At 61.3% G+C, this 20810-nt stretch carries 16 protein-coding genes and 5 pseudogenes; 7 read left to right on the forward strand and 14 right to left on the reverse strand.

Annotated elements, in window-relative coordinates; genetic code table 11:
- Positions 1–2: 2 nt before the first annotated feature.
- Genes FZ934_RS01690 through FZ934_RS01700 form a run of 3 tightly spaced genes read right to left on the reverse strand, consistent with a single transcriptional unit; the run spans position 3 to position 1873 of the window.
- A complete protein-coding gene (locus tag FZ934_RS01690; RefSeq protein ID WP_153269646.1) occupies positions 3–566 on the reverse strand; it encodes a biotin transporter BioY in 564 nt (187 codons plus the stop codon).
- Positions 567–590: 24 nt separating this feature from the next.
- Entirely contained in the window at positions 591–1199 is a 609-nt protein-coding gene (locus tag FZ934_RS01695; RefSeq protein ID WP_153269647.1) for an energy-coupling factor transporter transmembrane component T family protein, read from the reverse strand.
- Positions 1199–1873, reverse strand: coding sequence for an energy-coupling factor ABC transporter ATP-binding protein (locus FZ934_RS01700; RefSeq protein WP_153269648.1), 675 nt, complete (start codon positions 1871–1873; stop codon positions 1199–1201). The genes FZ934_RS01695 and FZ934_RS01700 overlap by 1 nt, the downstream gene beginning before the upstream one ends.
- Before the next feature lie 127 nt (positions 1874–2000).
- Between FZ934_RS01700 and FZ934_RS01705 the strand changes: the two are divergent.
- Together FZ934_RS01705 and FZ934_RS28630 are read left to right on the forward strand one after the other, a co-directional pair.
- Positions 2001–3208, forward strand: a pseudogene (locus FZ934_RS01705) (winged helix-turn-helix domain-containing protein).
- Between the two features lie 106 nt (positions 3209–3314).
- Positions 3315–3659 (forward strand): KTSC domain-containing protein, encoded by a 345-nt coding sequence (locus tag FZ934_RS28630; protein WP_113363728.1) that lies wholly within the window; start codon positions 3315–3317, stop codon positions 3657–3659.
- Positions 3660–3752: 93 nt separating this feature from the next.
- Here the strand turns inward: FZ934_RS28630 and ribB are convergent.
- The 3 genes and pseudogenes from ribB to FZ934_RS01725 all read right to left on the reverse strand — a co-directional run bounded on the left by ribB (position 3753) and on the right by FZ934_RS01725 (position 9289).
- Positions 3753–4855, reverse strand: a pseudogene (gene ribB / locus FZ934_RS01715) (3,4-dihydroxy-2-butanone-4-phosphate synthase).
- Between the two features lie 11 nt (positions 4856–4866).
- Entirely contained in the window at positions 4867–5964 is a 1098-nt protein-coding gene (aroC, locus tag FZ934_RS01720) for a chorismate synthase (protein ID WP_153269649.1), read from the reverse strand.
- Positions 5965–6121: 157 nt separating this feature from the next.
- Entirely contained in the window at positions 6122–9289 is a 3168-nt protein-coding gene (locus tag FZ934_RS01725) for a bifunctional diguanylate cyclase/phosphodiesterase (protein ID WP_153272333.1), read from the reverse strand.
- 260 nt (positions 9290–9549) lie between these two features.
- Between FZ934_RS01725 and FZ934_RS01730 the strand changes: the two genes are divergently transcribed.
- Positions 9550–9810 (forward strand): DUF1344 domain-containing protein, encoded by a 261-nt coding sequence (locus FZ934_RS01730; RefSeq protein ID WP_153269650.1) that lies wholly within the window; start codon positions 9550–9552, stop codon positions 9808–9810.
- A gap of 7 nt (positions 9811–9817) precedes the next feature.
- Here FZ934_RS01730 and FZ934_RS01735 read toward each other — a convergent pair whose 3' ends face one another.
- From FZ934_RS01735 to FZ934_RS01750, 4 genes and pseudogenes are all read right to left on the reverse strand, one after another.
- Complete coding sequence (locus FZ934_RS01735) at positions 9818–10408, reverse strand: histidine phosphatase family protein (protein WP_153269651.1); 591 nt, start codon at positions 10406–10408, stop codon at positions 9818–9820.
- A gap of 81 nt (positions 10409–10489) precedes the next feature.
- Positions 10490–11307 (reverse strand): annotated as a pseudogene (gene fabI / locus FZ934_RS01740) (enoyl-ACP reductase FabI).
- 122 nt (positions 11308–11429) lie between these two features.
- Positions 11430–12578: a DnaJ C-terminal domain-containing protein gene (locus tag FZ934_RS01745; RefSeq protein ID WP_153269652.1), complete on the reverse strand. Its 1149-nt coding sequence runs from the start codon at positions 12576–12578 to the stop codon at positions 11430–11432.
- 248 nt (positions 12579–12826) lie between these two features.
- Entirely contained in the window at positions 12827–13285 is a 459-nt protein-coding gene (locus tag FZ934_RS01750; protein WP_113363721.1) for an RT0821/Lpp0805 family surface protein, read from the reverse strand.
- Between the two features lie 66 nt (positions 13286–13351).
- Here FZ934_RS01750 and pdxH point away from each other — a divergent pair, with 66 nt between their 5' ends.
- On the forward strand, positions 13352–13972 hold the full coding sequence (gene pdxH / locus FZ934_RS01755; RefSeq protein ID WP_153269653.1) for a pyridoxamine 5'-phosphate oxidase: 621 nt from the start codon (positions 13352–13354) through the stop codon (positions 13970–13972).
- Between the two features lie 2 nt (positions 13973–13974).
- Here pdxH and FZ934_RS01760 read toward each other — a convergent pair whose 3' ends face one another.
- The gene (locus FZ934_RS01760; RefSeq protein WP_153269654.1) at positions 13975–15021 is read right to left on the reverse strand and encodes a polysaccharide deacetylase family protein; all 1047 of its coding nucleotides are present in this window, start codon (positions 15019–15021) and stop codon (positions 13975–13977) included.
- 231 nt (positions 15022–15252) lie between these two features.
- Between FZ934_RS01760 and FZ934_RS01765 the strand changes: the two genes are divergently transcribed.
- Both FZ934_RS01765 and FZ934_RS01770 read left to right on the forward strand, forming a co-directional pair.
- On the forward strand, positions 15253–16590 hold the full coding sequence (locus FZ934_RS01765; RefSeq protein WP_153269655.1) for a D-alanyl-D-alanine carboxypeptidase family protein: 1338 nt from the start codon (positions 15253–15255) through the stop codon (positions 16588–16590).
- A 56-nt stretch (positions 16591–16646) separates the two neighbouring features.
- The gene (locus FZ934_RS01770) at positions 16647–16979 is read left to right on the forward strand and encodes a pyrophosphatase (protein WP_153269656.1); all 333 of its coding nucleotides are present in this window, start codon (positions 16647–16649) and stop codon (positions 16977–16979) included.
- Here FZ934_RS01770 and FZ934_RS01775 read toward each other — a convergent pair.
- The 3 genes and pseudogenes from FZ934_RS01775 to FZ934_RS01785 form a co-directional block, all read right to left on the reverse strand.
- Positions 16952–17457, reverse strand: a pseudogene (locus tag FZ934_RS01775) (GNAT family N-acetyltransferase). The gene FZ934_RS01770 and the pseudogene FZ934_RS01775 sit on opposite strands and share 28 nt — an antisense overlap.
- Before the next feature lie 7 nt (positions 17458–17464).
- Positions 17465–18879 (reverse strand): annotated as a pseudogene (tldD, locus tag FZ934_RS01780) (metalloprotease TldD).
- Positions 18880–18988: 109 nt separating this feature from the next.
- The gene (locus FZ934_RS01785) at positions 18989–19573 is read right to left on the reverse strand and encodes an invasion associated locus B family protein (RefSeq protein ID WP_153269657.1); all 585 of its coding nucleotides are present in this window, start codon (positions 19571–19573) and stop codon (positions 18989–18991) included.
- Between the two features lie 336 nt (positions 19574–19909).
- Between FZ934_RS01785 and coxB the strand changes: the two genes are divergently transcribed.
- Positions 19910–20803: a cytochrome c oxidase subunit II gene (coxB, locus tag FZ934_RS01790; protein WP_113363714.1), complete on the forward strand. Its 894-nt coding sequence runs from the start codon at positions 19910–19912 to the stop codon at positions 20801–20803.
- Positions 20804–20810 lie beyond the last annotated feature (7 nt).

A 20810-nucleotide genomic window follows, 5' to 3' on the forward strand; every position in this document is an offset into this window, starting at 1 on the left:
GTTTAGCGGCGGGCGGGCAGCAGCGGGTAACCGGCCATGACGGCGCGGCCGACCAGCGCGGCGACAAAGGCCTTGATGACGTCGCCAGGGATGAAGGCCATCGAGCCGAAGAAGGCCTTGCTGAAGCCGAGGCCGCCGACGAGGGCGAGATAGCTGATGCCGCAGGCGTAGAGAACGACAATGCCGCCGATCATGGCGGCAAGGAAGAAGCCGATCGCCTGCATGGTCGCGTTCTGATCGGCGTTGACAAGCCGTTCGCTGAGATAGCCGGTGGTGAATGCCGCCAGCACCCAGCCCATCAGGAAGCCGGATGTCGGCGCGGCGAAGGCCGCAAGTCCGCCGCGTCCGCCCGACAGCACGGGCAGGCCGATTGCAACAAGCACCAGCACGATGAGAACCGCCACGGTCCCTCGGCGCGCACCGAGCACGACGCCCGCCATCATGACGCCGAGCGACTGGGCGGTGATAGGCACCGGAATGAAGCCGAGCGTGATCGGCGGAAGAATGCCGAGCGCGACGATGATCGCGGCGAAGAGGGCGCAAAGAACGAGGTCGCGAGTGCTCATGTGGGCTCCGTAATTGACGACAGGCTAAATCACATGCCGCCGAATGCCGCGTGCGTCAATCGCGGCTGCGATATTATCCGCATCCCGAAGCGTCAGGATGAGCAGCGGCACAAGGATGGTGGTCGGTCGTACCTTCAGGCCACGCGCCGCATGGGCCTCGCGTATCGCCTGGTAGCGGCTGAGAATTTCCGGCACGAAGCGAACGACGAGCCCGACCGCGAGGCCGATATCATCGGCCCGAACGAGGCCGGTGCGCTCAAGCGGGCGGGCGAGTGCCGTCACTTCATCGATGAAGGCGGTGATCGTGGTCGTCGCCGTAACACCAGCGGCAAACAACATCAGCGCGGTGAGGCGCAGCAGCGCGACGACGGCCTGATGCCAGGGGTTGAATGCGAGGCTAAACAGCGCCACGACCACGATCGTCAGCAGGATCGGTTTCAATCGCGCGAAAGCGGCCTTGAAGGGTAGCCCGAGCGTGAAATAGACCGCAGCCGTCAGGAGCACGGCCGTTGCAAGCACGGCGATGTTTGTCGTGACAAACAAGAGGACGCCGAGAGCCGCAAGAATCAGGAGCTTGGCCCGCGCGCTCAGCCGATGCATGAGACTGCTGCCTTCGATGAAGAGCGACTGCATCAGGCCGCGATCTCCCTGTAGCAACGGACAGCCTCGGCTGCCGCCGCGTCGGCGACAAGCTGGCCTTGATGAAACACCAGCACCCGCTCGTATCCGGAGAGGAGATCGAGATCGTGGGTAATGACGATCGCACTTTCGGTCAGATCCTCCACCAATCCTTGCACATAGCCGCGATTTCGCAGATCCAGCTGGTTGGTCGGCTCGTCCAGAATGAGAATGCTGGGGCCAGTGGCAAGGACCGAGCAGAGCGCGGCAAGCTGCAGCTCTCCTCCCGAAAGCTCGTGCGCCCGCCTGTCGGCCAGGTGCTCGGCCTTGAAACGGCGCAGAACGGCGTCAACCCGCGTGTCGATCTCAACCTTGCTGAAGCCCCGGCTTTTCAGGCCGAACGCGATGTCGTCACGAACGATCGGCAAGATGATCTGGTTCTGCGGCGACTGGAAGATAAAGCCGACATCTGTCGAAACCGACTTGTCCTCGGACGTGTCGCGGCCGTTGACGATGACGCGACCGCCGGTCGGCTTGGTCAGGCCGTTGATCAGCCGCGCAAACGTCGTCTTTCCGGAGCCGTTCAGGCCGATGACGCCGATGCGCCGCTCGGTCAGTTCCAGGCTCAACGGCAGGAGCGCAACGCGCGCGCCATACCGGACCTCTGCGCTTTCGAAGCGGATATTCAATCGATCCCCGTGTCCTGATCCGCCGCTCCTATAAACCAATCCGGCGCTTCGGACACGAAAAACGTCACGCCTCCGGAAAACACATTATTCGGGTGGCTAGGAAGATTTTCCCGCATATGATGAACCCATGACGACTCTCGTTTCGAACTCCGACGCCCGCCGTGTCTTTCTCGCGAAACAGGGACTGAGCGCGCCGCCAAAGACCGCCTTGAGCAAATCGGGGCTGTTGCAGCTCATCCACGATATCGGTTTCGTGCAGGTCGACAGCATCCAGACAGTCGAGCGAGCCCATCACCAGATCCTGTTTTCGCGCAATCAGACCTACAAGCGCGAGCACCTGACGACGCTGCTCGAGAAGGACGGGACGCTCTTCGAACACTGGACACACGACGCGTCGATCCTGCCGAGCACCTTCTTCAAGTACTGGAAGCACAAGTTCCGGCGGCAGGAAGAGGTGCTCATCAATCGGTGGCGCAAATGGCAGGGCGAAGGTTTCGAGCACGCGTTTGACGAAACATACGAGCGTGTCGTCGCAAACGGCGCCATCCTTGCCCGCGACATCAAGGCCGACGGGCATGTCTCCGGCGGCTGGTGGAACTGGCACCCAACAAGACGGCGCTCGAATACTACTGGCACACCGGCAAGTTCGCGATTGCCGGCCGGTCGAACTTCCAGAAGATCTACGATCTTGTCGAACGGGTCATCCCCGCCGAGTTCCATCAGCCGGAAGTGAGCAGCGAGGACTTCGTCGATTGGGCCTGTCGGAGCGCCTTGTCGCGACTTGGCTTCGCAACCCACGGCGAGATCGCAGCGTTCTGGGCCCTGATCACACCGGACGAGGCGAAAAACTGGGTCGCCTCACATCGCGACGAACTGACCGAGGTGCTGATCGAGCCGGCGCTTGGCGGCAAGCCGCGACCGTCCTGGGCGTTTCGCGATTTGCAGACGACGCTGGCCGACTATCCGGAAGCGCCGGCGCGAATTCGCGTGCTGAGCCCGTTCGATCCGATGATCCGCGATCGCAACCGTACCGAACGCCTGTTCGGCTTCTTCTACCGTATCGAGATCTTCGTGCCGGAACCGAAGCGGGAATACGGCTACTACGTCTTCCCGCTTTTGGAAGGCGACCGGCTGATCGGCCGCATCGACATGAAGGCCGATCGCAAACGCGGAACGCTCGATGTCAGGAAACTGTGGCTGGAGCCCGGCGTGAAGGCCGCTGCCGGGCGCATCGACAAGCTGCTTGCCGAACTTGACCGGCTGGCCAAGTTCGCCGGCGTCGAACAGGTCGTTCTGATGGATGGTTGGCAGGAGCCCAACGGCGCTGTCCGATAGTCAAAATTTTAGGAAATTTCGTCGCAATTACAAAGAATTAATGTTGATACGCGCTTTACCATGCTTGTCTTGAACTCTTTAAGAGCCGGCTGCGTAGGTTGGCTGCATGAAAACACGAGCCATCAAATTCGCCGCTCTGGCGGCCCTGAACAGCCTTCGCCGTGAGGTGAGGGCCCTGCTGCGCAAGCGGCGCGATGCGCGCGCCGCCACGATCGTCACACGGGCCGGACGGCTGGCGAAGATGGAACCGTTGACGGTGAAATCGACGCTGATCGATGCGGTCTATTTCAGCCAGGAGGACGGCCGGCTTCGCGTCTGCCTCAGCAACGGCGAAGAGCGGCAGTTCGAAGGCGTGGCCGAAGCCCAAGTGGTCGCCATGGTCACCTCGCATTCGCCGGGACGATATTACATCGAGAACGTTCGCGACCGCTTCAAGCGCATCGCCGCCTGAGGCCGCTGCCAGCACGATCTGGAGCGCCCTGTGCACAGGGCGCTCGACCTAATTCTATCTACGCATCAGGCAAGCGGATGCTGTAGCCCGACCTCAGCAAATTTCCGTCTTGGAAATCTTGATGCCGAAACCTTCGAGGCCGACATAGTGGCGCTCGCGGGTTGTCAAAAGCTCGATCGAGGTCACGCCGAGATCCTTGAGGATCTGCGCTCCCAGACCGATTTCCAGCCATTCGCTTTCACGCGCCTGCGCTTCGGCGTGCGTATCGCGGCCCTGTGTGCGGTTCTTCCGGCCGTTGTTGTGGTGGCCGACGCCGACGGATCCCTCGCGAAGGTAGACGATGACGCCACGACCTTCTTCCGCGATCTTTTTCATGTAGTGATCGACAGGACGGCGCTTGCCGAACAGGTCTTCGGCGACGTTCTCCGTGTGCAGGCGAACAGGGATGTCGATACCGTCACGGATGTCGCCGAAGACGACGGCGAGATGCTGCATCGGATCCCAGGGCAGCGAGTAGCTGTGTGCCTTGGCCTTGCCGAACGGGTTTCCACGTCGAAGCTAGTGTGGAGCTCGATCAGCGTTTCCTTGCGCTGGCGGTAGGCGATCAGGTCTGCGACGGAGACGAGCTTCAACCCATGCTGTTCCGCGAAATCGACGACCTGCGGCCCGCGCGTAACCGTTCCGTCATCGTTGACGAGTTCGCAGATCACGCCGATCGGCGGAAGGCCGGCCAGCCGGCAGAGATCGACGGCAGCTTCGGTGTGACCCGAGCGCATCAGAACGCCGCCTTCGCGGGCGACCAGCGGGAAGATGTGGCCCGGACGGACGAAATCGGATGGGCCGACATTCGGGTTGGCAAGGTTGCGCACCGTCAGCGTACGATCCTCGGCGGAAATGCCCGTCGTCGTGCCGTGCTTGAAATCGACCGTAACGGTGAAAGCCGTTGTGTGGGCCGAGTCGTTCTCGGCAACCATGGCATTGAGGTTTAGGCGCTTGGCCTCTTCCTTCGGCATGGGCGTGCAGACGATACCGGAGGTATGCCGAACGATGAAGGCCATCTTCTCGGGCGTGCAGTGCACGGCGGCGACGATCAGGTCGCCTTCGTTCTCCCGGTCATCATCGTCCACGACGACAACGATTTCGCCGGCCTCGAAAGCGCGGATCGCATCGACGACACGTTTCTGGTCATAAGACATGCGGGCTTTTCCTATTTCAGTCGGCCGGTCTGGCCACGGTCACGAAGATAGTGGTCGGCGATCGCGCATGCGACCATGGCCTCGCCGATCGGAACCGCGCGGATACCCACGCATGGATCATGCCGCCCCTTGGTGCGGATATCGACGTTGTTGCCGGCGGCGTCGATGGACTGTCGTTCCGTCAGGATCGACGACGTTGGCTTGATCGCGAAGCGCGCGACGACAGGCTGCCCGGTCGAAATGCCGCCGAGAATTCCGCCCGCGTTGTTGGAGAGGAACAGCGGCGTGCCGTCATTGCCCATGCGCATCTCGTCGGCGTTTTCTTCGCCGGTGATTTCAGCGGCGCCGAAGCCGTTGCCGATCTCGACACCCTTGACGGCGTTGATCGACATCAGCAGCGCCGCGATATCCTGATCTAGCTTGCTGTAGATCGGTGCGCCGAGGCCGGCCGGAACGCCTTCCGCGACCACTTCGACGATGGCGCCGATCGAGGAGCCGTTCTTGCGGATCCCGTCTAGATACTCTTCCCAAACCGGGACGATTTCCGGATCCGGCGCGAAGAACGGGTTGTTGTCGACCTGATCCCAATCCCAGTTCTGGCGGTTGATCTTGTGCTTGCCGATCTGGATCAGCGCACCGCGCACCTTGACGCCGGGCACCACGAGCCGTGCGATGCCGCCGGCGGCAACACGGGCTGCCGTTTCGCGCGCCGAAGAGCGGCCGCCGCCGCGATAGTCGCGAATGCCGTATTTGAGATCGTAGGTGTAGTCAGCGTGGCCCGGCCGATACTGCTGTGCGATGTCGCCATAGTCCTTCGAGCGCTGGTCGGTATTCTCGATCAGCATCGAGATCGGTGTTCCGGTGCTGATCATGGTTTCGCCGTCGGTATCGAACATGACACCCGAGAGAACCTTCACAAGATCGGCCTCGCGGCGCTGCGTGACGAAACGCGACTGTCCGGGCTTGCGCTTGTCGAGCCAGACCTGGAGGTCCTCCAGCTTGAAGCGCAGGCCGGGAGGGCAGCCATCGACGACGCAGCCGAGAGCCGGGCCGTGGCTTTCGCCCCAGGTTGTTACGCGGAAGAGGTGACCGAATGTATTGTGCGACATATGTTCCGACCGGATCGCGCGCCGATCGTCGCCGGCAGCGCCATTCTTTGAAAAGCGCGACACTCATAGGCCAAAAAGGCGCGGTGGCAAACGCCTTTCTTTGCGCGGAAACGGCGGTTCCGGGAAATGCTGTTTCCACAAAAAGCGAACGCTGGCCTCAGGAGGCAAGCCGCCACGTCTGTCCGGCGGCGGCGGTCGTGAAGTCGGTGTAGGAGAGGGGAGGCGAAAACGCATAGCCTTGCAGCAGGTCGCAGCCAAGCTCATGCAGCAGAGCGGCATGTGCCGCGCTCTCGACACCTTCCGCCACTGTCTCGACACCAAGCGAACGGGCAATGTCGATGATCGAACTGACAAGCGTCCGCTCCTGCGGCGAGTTGACGATCGGCTGAACCAGCTGGCGGTCGATCTTCAGGCGCTTCGGCTTCAGTTTCAAAAGGCTGACGATCGAGGTGTGCCCCGTCCCGAAATCGTCGATCTCGATGTCGATGCCGAGCGATTTGATCCGGTCGAGATTGTGGGCCGCGATATCCTCGCTTTCATCGAGGAAGATGGATTCCACCAGCTCGAAGGAGATCTCACCCGGGCGGATGTAGAGATTGAGCAGCGAGTCTATCAGGCTTTCGTCGTGCAGGCGCCGAGCCGAGACGTTGACCGAGACCTTCGGGATCGAGATGCCGAGCGCCGCCCAGCGCATCTTGTCCCGCAGCACGGCGTCAAGGACCAGCCGGTCGAGCGTTTGGACGACGTTGATCTCGTCGGCGATCTTCAGGAATTTGTCCGGTGTCAGCAGGCCCCTGGAGGGATGGTTCCAGCGGACCAGCGCTTCCGCCCCGATCAGCTCGTTGGTACGGGCGCTGAACTGCGGCTGGTACCAGGCTGTGAACTCGCCGTTCTCGATGCCGGAAAGGATTTCGTCCGCCAGCCGCTTGTTGTTGATGATGTCGGCCTGGAGATTGTGGTTGAAGAACTGGTAGCGGTTGCGGCCCTGGCTCTTCGCCCGATAGAGCGCGATGTCGGCGTTGATGAGCACCTTGCGGGCATCGACATGCACGCCATTGGCAAGCGCGATACCGATCGACACGCCGCACCGGCAGGCAAAACCCTGGAAGTCGATCGGCTGGCGCATTTCCTCGATGATGCGGCCGGCAAGCGCCGACATGTCCGCGTCGCTGGCATGCAGCGAAAGGATGACGAACTCGTCGCCGCCGATGCGGGCAACGATGTCGTTGCGGCCGAGATTGCGCGACAGCACCTGCGAGGCGTGGACCAGCATGGCATCGCCGGCGGCGTGGCCGAGCGTGTCGTTGATTTCCTTGAAGCGATCGAGATCGATATGGAGGATGGCGAACTTCTGCCGCGTGCCCCGGCCTTCTCGCGTCAGGCTTTCGAGAGCGATGTCGAGCTTGCGCCGGTTGGCGAGGCCGGTGAGGGGATCGTGCAGAGAGTTGTGCTCGATGCGGTCCTTGGCCATCTCGAGTTCGATGTTCTTGGCGATCGCCTCGTCCTTGGCCGCCTTCAGCTGCGCGGTCATCAGGGCGTCTTCGGTGACGTCGAAGGCAACGCCGATGATCTTCAGCTGGCCGCTCGGCGTCTGGTGAACCTTGCCGCTAGACCGGACATAGCGCAGCGTTCCTTCGGGCGTCGGAACCCGGCAGACCAGCGTGTGCTGATCGCCGAGTTTCTTGAAGTGGCGGGCGCTTTCGATGGCGAGAGGACGATCCTCCTCGAGAATGCAGGAGAGCCATTTTTCCTCGGTCATGAAGCCTGCCTTGGGCTCCAGTCCGTAGAGTTCATGCATGCGATCATCCCAGAAGGAGCCGCCCTGTTCCGAATCGAAGCTCGCCTCCCATATGCCGCACTGGTAGGAATCGAGCGCCAGGTCGAGCTTGCCTGACAGTTCGGCCAGCTGTGCTTCGCGGTAGGAGAGCTCGTCGAGCGCAAGCTCGAGCTCGGCATTCTTGATGTCGCTGGTTTCTTTCGACTTGCGCAGCGTTTCGGCGGCGAGCGCGTCGGTCGTGACATCCCAGACGATGCCGATGACTTTGCTGGCGCCCGTCGCGTCGGTGTAAAGCGAGCCGACGGAACGCAGGTAGCGGACCGAGCCGTCGTCCAGGCGAACGCGATATTGTGTCTTGTAGGAGGAGGATGTCGCGATCTGTTCGCTCAGCGAATTCAGCTCTGCGTTGCCGCGATCCTCGGCAACGAGTGTCGCCAGCCAGTCTTCTCGCGTGAAGTTGCCGTCCAGAGGCGGCTTTCCGTGGAGAGCGGCGGCGCGGGCATCGCAGAACAGCGTGCCTCCGTCGTCGCGCAGTTCCCAGATGCCGATCTTCGATGATTCCAGAGCAAGGTCGAGGCGTTGCGAAAGCTCCAGCAACGCCGCCTCGCGGGTCTTCAGGCGGGCAATGTTACGGTTGCGTTCGCCAAGCAGCAGTGTGGCGAAGAACACCGGTATGACCGTGACGCAGCCGGCGATCAGGATGATCACGCGCAGCGTCAGCTGGTTCTCCGGAATGGCCTCCCAGCCGGCCTTCGGCACGGCCGCGATCTCCCAACGACCGCTGGCGAAGTTGATCTTGCGTGTCAGCGGCTGCTTGCCGAGAACATCGATATCGCCGAAGAACGGCGTGGACGCTCGATCGGCGACGCTGAGGTCGCGCACGGCGATCGCCAGGTGATCGAGATGCGGATATTTTTCCTGGTTCTCGCTGTTGCGGGCCGGGCGCAGGCCGGTGTTCTGGTAGAACATGTTGGCGTCGGTCACGACCTCCACTGCGCCCCAGACACGCCGCTGCCCGTTATCCTTCACATAGACAGGAAAGAAGATCGCGAAGGTTTCCTTGCCTTCCGCGTCGCGCATAGGGCCATAAAAACGCGCCTGCTGGTTGCCGGTGTAGCGACCGACCGGCTGCAGCTGCATCATGCTTTCGCGGACGTCGCGGCCGAGCCTGTCACGTCCTGACGACATCGGAAACACCGAGCTGACGGTGAAATCCGGAGCGATGGCCACCTGGACGAAATGCGGGTTCTGGATCAGCAGCCAGTTGATCTGGCGCTCGAGCTCTTCGCTGTTTGCCGAGGAGTTGATTGCAACCATGTTCGCAAGGTCGCGTACCACGGTGATATCCATGTTGATCTGCGCCGTTACGCGCGCGCGAATCAGGCCGACTTCGTTTTCGGTACGAATGGTCGTTTCACGAAGGTGAGACGCAGTATTGGCGCGGTCGAGCGCGACGCCCACAAGCACGACGATAATGGCAACGATGCTGGATACCAGAAAGGATATGTGGGTCTTGCGAATGACGCGCCGCAACCTGTTTCTGTCCATGTGGCGGAATAGCAAACCCAGTCTCCCTATCTCTGGCGCGACTGTAGAGAGAAGCGGTTAATTTACGATTTCCCGTTGCTAATATTTGAACGGGTGCATGTGCAACTTTCGCGATCGTTAACGGAGGTTGTCGACTATTGTTAAAATGCTATTCATCAATGAGGCCGGAAAGGCCATTCTTCTGGGCAAATTTCGCCATATTCAGGGGGTTATCTGTGCGCAATTGGATGATTGAGTCGAGTTTTCGAAGGAATGCCCTCATGCGCTTCGTGATAGCCACGCTATTGGCAACAGCGAGTTTCTTGTCGCCTATCAATGGCTTTGCCGAAAGCGCCGACGTTGAGGCAACGATCAAGAACATCGACATGACCAATCTCAGCCTGACGCTGGATGATGGTAAGACCTATCAGGCATCGGAGGAGTTCAACTTCGACGGGCTCAAGGCCGGCGTGAAGGTTATCGTCTTCTACACTGAAGTTGACGGCAAGCGCGTCATCAACGACCTCGATATCGTCCAGTAAAAGCCGACTAGATCCAGTCGATCAGCCCCTTGTCACGGTCGATCTTCAAGACGCGGTCCTGGGGGATTTCGCCTTCGGCGGCCTCGGCCTTGGGGCGATGTGCAATGGTCCTGAACAGGCTGCGGATCACTCCCCCATGCGTCACGCAGACCGTCGGGACCTCGACGGCGTTCAGCCAGGACGCCACCCGCCACGACATGATTTCGTAGCTTTCCGCATCGTCGCCGGGCGGAATGAAGTCCCACTTGTTGAGATTGCGTTCGACAACGCGCTCGCGCGCCGTCGCCTTCAGTTCCTTGATCGTGGAACCTTCCCAATCGCCAAAGGACACTTCGACGAGGCGCTCATCCGTGCGGTAGTCTTTCGGAGGCAACCCCATGGCGTCGCGCATGATTTCCATCGTTGCGCGCGTGCGTCCGAGCGGGCTTGCGACGAAATCGAAGGGGATTGCCTCGACCTTCAGGATCTCGGCCATATCGAGACCGTTCTGCCGGGCCTGCTCGCGACCTATGGCGTTCAGCGGAATGTCCTTCTGCCCCTGCAGGCGGCGTTCCGCGTTCCAGTCGGTCTGGCCGTGTCTGACGACGTAAATAAGCAATGGTGGCTCCGTTAAGCACACAACCCCCGCTCGCTCTCGCGAAAGCGGGGGTCGCGAACAAGACGCAGCAGAAGACTGCGATCAGTCCTTTACGACGGAAATGTCGGGCGCGTCCACAGCCTTCATGCCGATGACATGGTAGCCGCTGTCGGCATGGTGCACTTCGCCGGTCACGGAACGCGACAGATCCGAGAGCATGTAGAGGCCGACGTCGCCGACTTCCTCGATGGTCACGGTGCGGCGCAGCGGCGCGTTGTACTCGTTCCACTTGAGGATGTAGCGGAAGTCACCGATGCCGGACGCAGCGAGCGTCTTGATCGGGCCGGCCGAAATCGCGTTGACGCGAATGTTCTTGGGGCCGAGGTCGACGGCGAGATACTTGACGCTGGCCTCGAGTGCCGCCTTGGCAACGCCCATGACGTTGTAGTTCGGCATGACCTTCTCGGCGCCGTAATAGGTCAACGTCAGCATCGAGCCACCGTCCGTCATCAGCTTCTCGGCGCGACGTGCGACCGAGGTGAAAGAGAAAACGGAGATCTGCATGGTCTTGGCGAAGTTGTCCGCCGATGTGTCAATATAGCGGCCGGTCAGTTCGTCCTTGTCGGAGAAGCCGATGGCATGCACGATGAAGTCGATCTTGCCCCAGACCTTTTCGATATTGTCGAAAACGGCGTCGATCGATGCTTCATCGCTGACATCACAGTGGCCTGCGAGAATGCCGCCCAGTTCCGCAGCCAGCGGCTCGACGCGCTTCTTGAGCGCATCGCCCTGATACGTAAACGCAACTTCACCACCCTGCGCATGAATAGCTTTGGCAATACCCACGCAATCGAACGATTGTTGGCAACGCCCATGATGACGCCGCGTTTGCCTGACATGAGGCCTGATGCCTGAGCCATATTTCGCCCCCTAAGGAAATTGATAGGTCCTGCCTATGGCATAGGCTGCTAATCGGTTCAAGATTGGCAGCAATCATCAACTGTTAGGGATCGTAACAAAGGGTGCTCTTGTCACCAATATTTCACAAAAACAGCCCGTTCTTCATGCTTCGCATGAGATCTGTGACCTTATCGTCCGGCTTTTCCCACAGGATTATTCGCAGTTCGACCACGAGATCGCCCCGTCCGCCGGCGCCGTCGGCCAATCCCTGACCGGCGATGCGGATGGTCTTGTCCGAGCCCGACCATGCGGGAACCGTGATCTTCAATGGGCCGTTCGGTCCCTCGATCTCGGCATCGGTCCCGAGAACCGCGTTTTCGATCGTGACCGGCAGGACGGCATGAAGATCGAAGCCATCAACCTTGAAGCGTGTATCCGGCGCGATGTGAACATTGATCAGGGCGTCGCCGCGCTGCATGCCGGATAGCTTGTGGCCCTGGCCCTTCAAGCGGACCTGATGCCCCTCGGTTGTGCCGGGCGCCAGCGTAAAGCCGACCTCGCGGCCTTCGCCGAGATCGACGAGGGTCCAGCTGCCTTTCAGAACATCATCGACCGTCACCGTCGCCGTGGCGATGAGATCAGGGACTTTTTCGGGCGCGGGCGCCGCACTGCCGGTAAAGCGGCGGACGAGCGATGTCAGCAGGCTGAGCGGCTGCAGGATGGAGGCGGTTGCTGCATCCTCCGCCATCGTCTCCGCCTCGGTCTTGGTGGTGTCGGGCTGCTTGTCTACGGCAGGCTCCGCGTCCGCCTTTCTGGAGGCGGCGGTGTAGGCCGTACGGCTTCCACCACCCGCAGCGCGTGCCTGCGCACCGAAAATCCGCTCGATCATCTCTTCAGCTGGCTCGGCAGCACCGGTCTGCTGCTGCTTGGCGGCGTCTGCGGCTGCCTTCTGCGCTGCGGCGCGGGCAAGCTCTTCCATCACGCGTTCGGCGTTCTCCTGCGCTGCCTTGGCGCGCACGGCGGCTTCGCGAGCGGCCTGTCGCTGCGCCATGATGGTGTTTTCGTTGCTCTTGGCCTCGGCCATGCGGGCAGCATTGTCGAAGAGGCTGCGCTTCTTCGGATCCTTCAGCGTTTCATAGGCGCGACCCACCTCGGCGAAGCGGGCGCTCGCCGTCGGGTCTCCCTGATTGTGATCAGGGTGCACAGCCTTGGCCATATTGCGCCAGGCCGCTTTTATCTCATCCTGCCCCGCGTCCCGTTTGACGCCCAAGATCTTATAAGGATCGCGCATGTTTCAACCGCCGGTATCCGATGCGGCGTGCTGTCCTCTGTCCGCACGCTCGCAAGTTCCACAACTCATCTGGTGCGCCCGGCCCGGTTTTCCTAGTCGGGATGAGCGCATTTGATGGTTGGATCGTCCGGTAAAGTTGCTAATCAGTCCTTATTTCACGCCCGCTCGTTCAGCGGTTTCGCGCCGAATGGTTAGCCTTTTGCTAAATCTTGAACGGTCTGCCGCGAGCCCAAAGGGAAAGGCGGCGATCAGCTCTCCGGCTGGAAGCTCAACAGCTGCCAGTTGCCGCCGCCGACGAGGCAGGTCTTGCCGTAGAACTTGGCAATTCCGACGTAGGAATGGCGTGTCGTGCGGAATTGCCGGCAGACTTGGCCGGAATCGCTGTTCTCGACGATCGTGTCGATCACCCCGGCGCTGCCGGTCGATGCGTTCGCCCACGGAAGCGGGCGTCCTTCAAGCCGCTGGATGTCTGCGGAGGTAACCGCGTTGCCGACGGTCATTTCGTCGGACAGTGAATCGCTCGTCGGCGAGGGCTGCGGGACAGTTCCCGTCGCAACGGATCGATCGACTTTTGAGCTGCTGAACATGTCCAGTCCGCCGGCCATGCAGCCGGGCAGAGAGAGCATCGCCAAGCCGACAATGCAGAAGGCCGCGCATTGACGCAGCAGACCCTTTGTATGACGATCTGACTTTGCTATGACTTCCACCCTGTGTCCTGTCCAGTTGCGTAGAGCTGGGCAAATTTCGAATAAACCCGGGGAATTTGAGTTAATATGTCGGCAAATGAGTTAATAAGCGGTGACTTCACGGAGCGAAACGAGCCGTTCGATCTTTTCGCCGACTGGCTGAAGGAAGCCGAGGCCTCCGAGGTCAACGATCCCAATGCGGTAGCGCTTGCGACGGTCGACGAGGACGGCCTTCCCAATGTCCGCATGGTTCTCCTTAAGGGATTCGATCAAGACGGTTTTGTCTTCTACACGAATTTCGAGAGCCAGAAAGGTCACGAAATCCTGGGGCAGAAAAAAGCTGCCATGTGTTTCCACTGGAAGACGCTGCGCAGGCAGGTTCGGCTGCGCGGACCTGTGGAAATCGTCAGCGACGAGGAAGCCGACGCCTATTACAAGACGCGCGCCCGCGGCAGCCGCATCGGCGCCTGGGCATCGAAGCAGTCGCGGCCGCTGGAAAGCCGATTCGCTCTGGAAAAGGCCGTGGCCGAATACACGGCACGCTACGCCGTCGGCGAGATACCCCGCCCAGCGCACTGGTCCGGCTTTCGTATCCGCCCGGTCTCCATCGAGTTCTGGAAGGACCAGAAATTCCGCCTGCACGATCGCGTCGAGTTCCGCCGGTCCTCGACCGATGGCGATTGGACCAAGGTGCGGATGTACCCTTAAGATCAGTTCCGCATCAGCATCAGCGGAATTCCGGACGCCAGACCGGAGACATAGCGCGGCTTCTGGTAGAGGCCGTTCACCGAAAGCCTCGGCAGGTAGGTTATGGCATCCAGCGAACGCTGCGTGACCACGCCCGGCTGTGTCGTGACGGCAAGGGAGAAGCCAAGGTCGCGGGCGATCTCCGCCTGCCGTCTGGTGACCGCCTCGCGTGTGCCATAGGGATAGGCGAAGGTCTGCGGCCGTTTCCCGATGATCGCCTCGACGTAATCGGCCGATATCAGCATCTCGTCGCCGGCGTCGCGGTCCGACAGGCGAGCCATGGCGCGATGGCTGACGGTGTGCGCACCGAGCGAGGCAAGCGGGCTCGCTTCCAGCAGATTGAATTCGGAGGGGCTCATGACGAGATCGTCGACGATGTCGGCGGGGTCGAGTTCGTACATGCGGGCGGTTGCGTCGATTGCCTCGACGGCCGCTGTCTCGTCCGCCCCGTGGATGTAGGCGGCAAATCGCGCGAAGGCGATGCTCTTTGCAAGCGGGCTTTCGAGATCGATCGTTTCATGGCCCCGACCGAAGTCGAAGCTTAGCCGCTCCTCCTTGCGCAGAAGCCTCGTCAGCGTTTCCCACCAGATGGTGTGGGTGCGCTCCGCAAGCCCCTTGGCGACGAAAACGGTGAACGGCGCTTCATGCCGTTCGAAGATCGGCAGCGCGTAGACGAGGTTGTTGCGATAGCCGTCGTCGAGCGTGAATGCGGCGAAAGGCGCGGCCTTCGGCGCGTCCTCCGATAGCAGCGCGGGCACATCGGCAAGCGGCACGAACCGGTAGCCATCCCGTTTTAGTCGCGTCAGAACGGCATCGAGAAACTGCGGCGTGATCTCCAGATGCGCGTTCGGCTCGAAGGCGTTTTCTTCGTAAGGCCGGACGTGATGCAGCGTGAAGATCGCGCCGCGCCCGCGCGCCTTGCGCATGGCGCCTGTCGCCCGCAGCAGGTTAGCGGCCTCAAGGCCGCCGGTTATGGCGATTCGTTTCGCAAGCGCCCTGGCATTCGCCATCCTGTCACCCGGCCTCCCGGTTTCGTTTGGGCACCGACGTTAGCCAACCGGGGGTTAAGTCTTGCTGAACAACCAGATTTCGGATCGGCGCTTTACGGTTTTTTCACCATGAAGGATAAAACTTGACAAAAATGGTATCAGTTGCCGCAAAGTCGCGCCACATTTGGGGCTTCTGTAGCGGAACGGGACAATTCGGAATGACTGGGTCATTCCTTCTTTGAGGGGAAGTGCATGAGAAAGCTGTTGGCCGCGATTATGACCGCGACGCTCGTCGTTGCGGTGCCTTTGACGGCGATGGCGGGCAGCGCCTCCCTGATCCTCGATGCAAGAACCGGCAAGGTACTGACGTCCGAGAATGCCGATGTCCTGAACCATCCGGCGTCGCTGACGAAGATGATGACCATCTACATGGCCTTCGAGGCGATCAATCGCGGCAAGATGAGCTGGAACACGCCGATCGTGGTGTCGAAATACGCGGCCTCCCGTCCGCCGACGAAGCTTGGCGTTCGCGCCGGCGAGACCATCACGGTTCGTGAAGCCATTCTCGGCATGATCACCAAATCGGCCAACGACGCCGCGGCTGCAATGGGCGAGAAGCTCGGCGGCTCTGAAAGCAATTTTGCCCGCCTGATGACCCAGAGGGCACGCCAGCTCGGCATGAGCCGCACCACCTTCTACAACGCCTCCGGCCTGCCGGATGCCCGTCAGGTGACGACGGCGCGCGACATGTCCACGCTCGCGATCGCGCTCATGAAGAACTATCCGTCCGAATACCGCATGTTCTCGACGGCGAGCTTCAATTTCCGCGGCCGCACCATTCGAGGCCACAACAATCTGATGTACCGCTACCAGGGCATGGACGGCATCAAGACCGGCTATACCAATGCATCGGGTTTCAATCTCGTCAGCGCCGTCAAGGATGGCAACCGCCGCGTCGTCGGCGTTGTGCTCGGTGGCCGCACGGCCCGCAGCCGCGACGACAAGATGGCTGGGCTTCTCGACAAGTATCTCGGTCGCGCGTCCTCGTCGGGCGGCGCAAAGCTCGTCGCCAGCGTCAACAGCCGCCCGCCGGTCGAAGTCGCTTCCGCTGCTGACGATAGCGACCTGCCGATCCCGGCGTCGGCGCCCCGCGTCGCGGATGTGGCTCCCAACGCACCCGACATCGCCCGCAGCGAACTTTCGCCCAAGGCGCTCGGCTATCTCGGTGATACCGTTCCGCAGGAGCGTCCGTCGGCGCTGGATGCCGTGACACCGGCAGCCAAGCTCACCACATCAGCCAAGCTCGCGCCGAAGTCGCTCGGTGCGGTAGCCTCGACCGGCGATTGGCAGATCCAGATTTCGGCCGCTCCAAGCGATGAGGCCGCACGCGCGCTGCTCGCGCAGGCCAAGTCCGAAGGTGGCGCCGCGCTGAAGTCGGCCAATCCCTATACCGAAGCCGTCGGCAAGGGCGCCAACAAGGTCTACCGTGCCCGCTTCGTCGGCTTCGAAAGCCGCGACGCCGCCACCTCGGCCTGCGACGCGCTGAGGAAGCGTTCCTACGACTGCATGCTTCTGCCTGATCACGGCTGATCGGGCTGGACATCCCGCGGGAATCGTCGTTCTCCTGAGTACGAAAGGAGAACGAAATGCTGCGTGAACTTTCCGACAAATTCGAGGATGCGTCCCGCGCCTATGCGCGGGCGAACGGCATAGAGCGCGATCCCGACTGGTTTCTTCTGAAGTTGCAGGAGGAAATGGGCGAGCTTACTCAGGCCTGGAACCGCGTCCGTGGCCGCGGGCGGCGCAAGGGGCGATCTGACGAGGAACTCTCACGCGATCTTGCCGATGAAACCGCCGACGTGCTCGGCCATATCCTGCTGTTTGCACACCAGAACGGGCTTGATCTTGCCGCCGCGGTCAAACGCAAGTGGCTGTTCTGGCCCGATGGCGATCAGGATGCCGAAAGCGCGCGGCGATAGAACTTGCTATCGACGGCCATCACGGGAAAGGCCGGGGGAGGGTATCCTTCCGGACCTCGGAGAACCCGTTCTTTTCATAGAAGCGGTGCGCGGCCAGAAACTTGTCGGTCGTTCCGAGATAGATTTCCCGAAGTCCCTGCTCCGTCGAATGCGCGACAAGAGCAGAGAGGAGAGCGGCAGCAACGCCATATTCCCGGCCGCGAACGCCTGATGCGACAAACATCTTGCGCAGCGCCGCCTGATCGTTGCCGATGTCTTTCAGACCGAGCGTCCCGACGATCTTACCATCCCGTACCGCGACCCAGAACTGGCCCCTGCCGGACTGATAGAAATCGGGGATCGCCGCAAGGTCTGGCTGATCAGCCGCGCTGATGGCAATCCCGAATTCTTCCCGCTGGATCGGCAGGATCACCGAGATCACGCCATCCCTGTCGGCCGGTTGGTAGGCTCGGACGGTGATCTCGTTCACTGGCGTCATCGTCGCTTTATGCTTTCGTACCGCCGACTGTCACCTGGTCCATTCTGAGGTGTGGCTGGCCGACGCCGACGGGAACCCACTGGCCTGCCTTGCCGCAGTTGCCGATGCCGGTGTCGAGCTTCATGTCGTTGCCGACCATCGAGACGCGCTTCATGGCCTCAGGGCCGTTGCCGATCAGCATGGCGCCCTTGATCGGCGCTCCGATCTTGCCGTTCTCGATAAGATAGGCCTCGGTGCAGCCGAACACGAACTTGCCGGATGTGATGTCGACCTGACCGCCGCCGAACGAGACGGCGTAGATGCCCTTCTTGACGGAGGAGATGATCTCATCAGGCGTCTTGTCGCCACCGAGCATGTAGGTGTTGGTCATACGCGGCATCGGCACATGCGCGTAGCCCTGACGGCGTCCGTTGCCTGTCGGTGCCATGCCCATGAGGCGCGCGTTCTGCCGGTCCTGCATGTAGCCGACCAGCTTACCCTTCTCGATGAGCACGTTGTATGCCGAGGGCGTGCCTTCGTCGTCGATCGTGATCGAGCCACGGCGGTTGTCGATCGTGCCGTCGTCCACGACGGTAACGCCGGGTGCTGCCACCATCTCGCCGAGAAGCCCCGCAAATGCCGACGTCTTCTTGCGGTTGAAGTCGCCTTCCAGGCCGTGGCCAACGGCCTCGTGCAGCATGACACCGGGCCAGCCGGCGCCGAGAACGACGTCCATCGTGCCAGCCGGGGCGTCGATCGCTTCGAGATTGACCAGCGCCTGTCGCAAAGCTTCATCAGCGCCATGCTGCCAGCTGCCTTCGGTAATGAAATCGCCGAAGCCGATGCGGCCACCGCTGCCATAGGAGCCCGATTCCTGCCGATCGCCTTCACCAACGACCACGGAGATGTTGATGCGCGTCATCGGACGGATATCGCGAACGCGGTGCCCGTCGGCGCGAAGGATATCCACGACCTGCCAGCTTGCGGCCACCGACGCGGTAACCTGGCGAACCTTGTCGTCCTTGCCGCGCAGATAGGCGTCGATGTCCTGCAGCACCTTCACCTTGTGCTCGAAGGTCGGGGTGCCGATCGGATTTTCGTCGCCGTAGAACTTCTTGTTGGTGCCCTGGGGGCGGCGGCATAGCTGCCGGCATAGCCGCGGGTCACCGCGCCGACGGCGTCGGCGGCACGCTTCAGGGCCGCGACGGAGAGATCGCCCGCATGTGCGTAGCCAACCGCCTCGCCGGCAACGGCGCGCAGACCGAAGCCCTGTTCGGTATTGAAGCTGCCGCCCTTGAGGCGGCCGTTATCGAACATCAGCGATTCCGCCTGGGCATGTTCGATGTAGAGCTCCCCGTCGTCGGCGCCCGAAAGAGCCTCGGCAACGAGCGAGCGCACCTTCGCTTCGTCAGCATCGAAAAGCGTGAGGAGATCGGTATTCATGTCTTTATGCTCCGCTGAAGCAGGAATGCTTCCAGCCGATGTAGGTCCGGTGGACGGTTCGAGCAAGCCCCGAAAATCGGGAGATCAGGCCCAGGGTCAGGCCCGATGATTAGGGGAGGGCGTCGTAGCCTTCGGCAAAGCCCTTCAGATCGACAGGAATGCCGATACCTTCCTCAGGGGTCTGGAAGACGATGAACGTCGCGCTCGCGCCGCTGCGGAAGGTCTTCAGCAGTTCGTCTTCCAGCACGACCTCTGCGTAGCAGCCGTCAGCGAAGCAGCGCACGAAGTAAGCGCGGCCGATATCCTTGCCGTCGACATTGAGGCCGAGTCCGTTCGGCAGGAGAACGCCGAGCGGGGCGAGAACGCGAAGGATCTTGGATTTCCGGTCAGCCGTTTTGAGGACAACGACCGACAAGCCGACTTCCGGACGATCTTCGGCGATGACGTTCTGCATGAGCGCGCATTGCTCGGCCGATGCGCCCGCCGGCTTGTCGCACACCACGGACCAGGCGCCATGGTTCGATCTGACGGTGCCCGGAGCTTGTGGCTGTGTCTGTCCCGGTGTCGCCTGCGATGCCGGAGGTGTTGGCGCAGGCTGCGCCGGCGCGGGCTGCTGCGCAAATGCGGGAGCAGTCGTTGCGGCCGCAATGCACGCCGTCAGCAAGAATGGCCGTGCGAGGGAACGGAAACCCATGAAAACCTCTGCAGTTCGAATCAGTGCGGTTAAGTTGGGGCCCGTCGCTCAAAATGAAAAGCCCTACTGGCTGAAAAGCCGGGGACTACGGCGGAAATGGGACGTTTGCCTAGGAATGTTGTTTCCTTCTGCCAGTCGAAGCTCTCGCTCTTCGCAGTGCAGCATTAAAACAATGAATGTTTCGCGACGCTTGAGGGAGGCATCTTCAAGCAAAAATGCCGCATAGACAAATGCTTTGGCCTGTTGCGGCGGATGCCAAACTGTGGTTTGAAGCGCAGAGATGGCAAGGATTCTGCGCGCATTTTTCGCAGATCAGCGCTCGAGGGAGATTTTAACGTGATTAAGAAGGCTTATGCAGCTCTGACCGCGCTGGTCTGTCTGCTTTTTGCTTCCGGCAGTTATGCCGACCAGCCGAAGCCGTGGCAGGCGACGTTGCAGCCGGCAGCCACGCCGATCATGCGGGACATTCATTGGTTCGAACAATATACCCTGTGGTTTATCGTTCCGATCACGCTCTTCGTACTGGTTCTTCTGATCGTCGTCTGTCTCAAGTTTCGCGCTAGCGCGAACCCGGTGCCTTCCAAGACGAGCCACAACACGCTGATCGAGATCGCCTGGACCGTGGGACCGGTTCTGGTGCTTCTCTTCCTCGCCGTGCCGTCGTTCAACCTTCTGACTGCCCAGCTGACGCTGCCCGAGAATCCTGATGTCACGATCAAGGCGACCGCGACGCAGTGGCAGTGGAACTACGAATACGAAGGAACTGGCGAAAACCCGCTCGCGTTCGATTCCTTCCTGCTGAAGGATGCCGACCGCGCGGCCGCCGGCAAGGAAGACAAGGCGATCTATCCGCGCCTCCTGACTGTCGACAACGAACTGGTTCTGCCCGTCAACAAGACGGTGCGCGTCCTCGTGACCGCGGCTCCGACCGACGTTATCCATGCATTCGCCATGCCGTCCTTCGGCGTGAAGATCGACGCTGTACCGGGTCGTCTGAACGAGACCTGGTTCCGTGCTGAGCGTGAGGGGCTCTTCTACGGCCAGTGTTCCGAACTTTGCGGCAAGGATCATGCGTTCATGCCGATCGCCATCCGCGTCGTCTCCGAGGACAAGTACAAGCAGTGGCTGACCGCAGCCGCAGCCGATCTGCCCGGAGCCTACAAGGCACTCATGGCCGCAACCGATGGTCCTGCAAAGACCGTTGATGTTGCCGAAAACGTCGCACAGTAAGGGAAGA

Source organism: Rhizobium grahamii (genome assembly GCF_009498215.1).
In the GTDB taxonomy this organism is placed as follows: Bacteria; Pseudomonadota; Alphaproteobacteria; order Rhizobiales; family Rhizobiaceae; genus Rhizobium; species Rhizobium grahamii_A.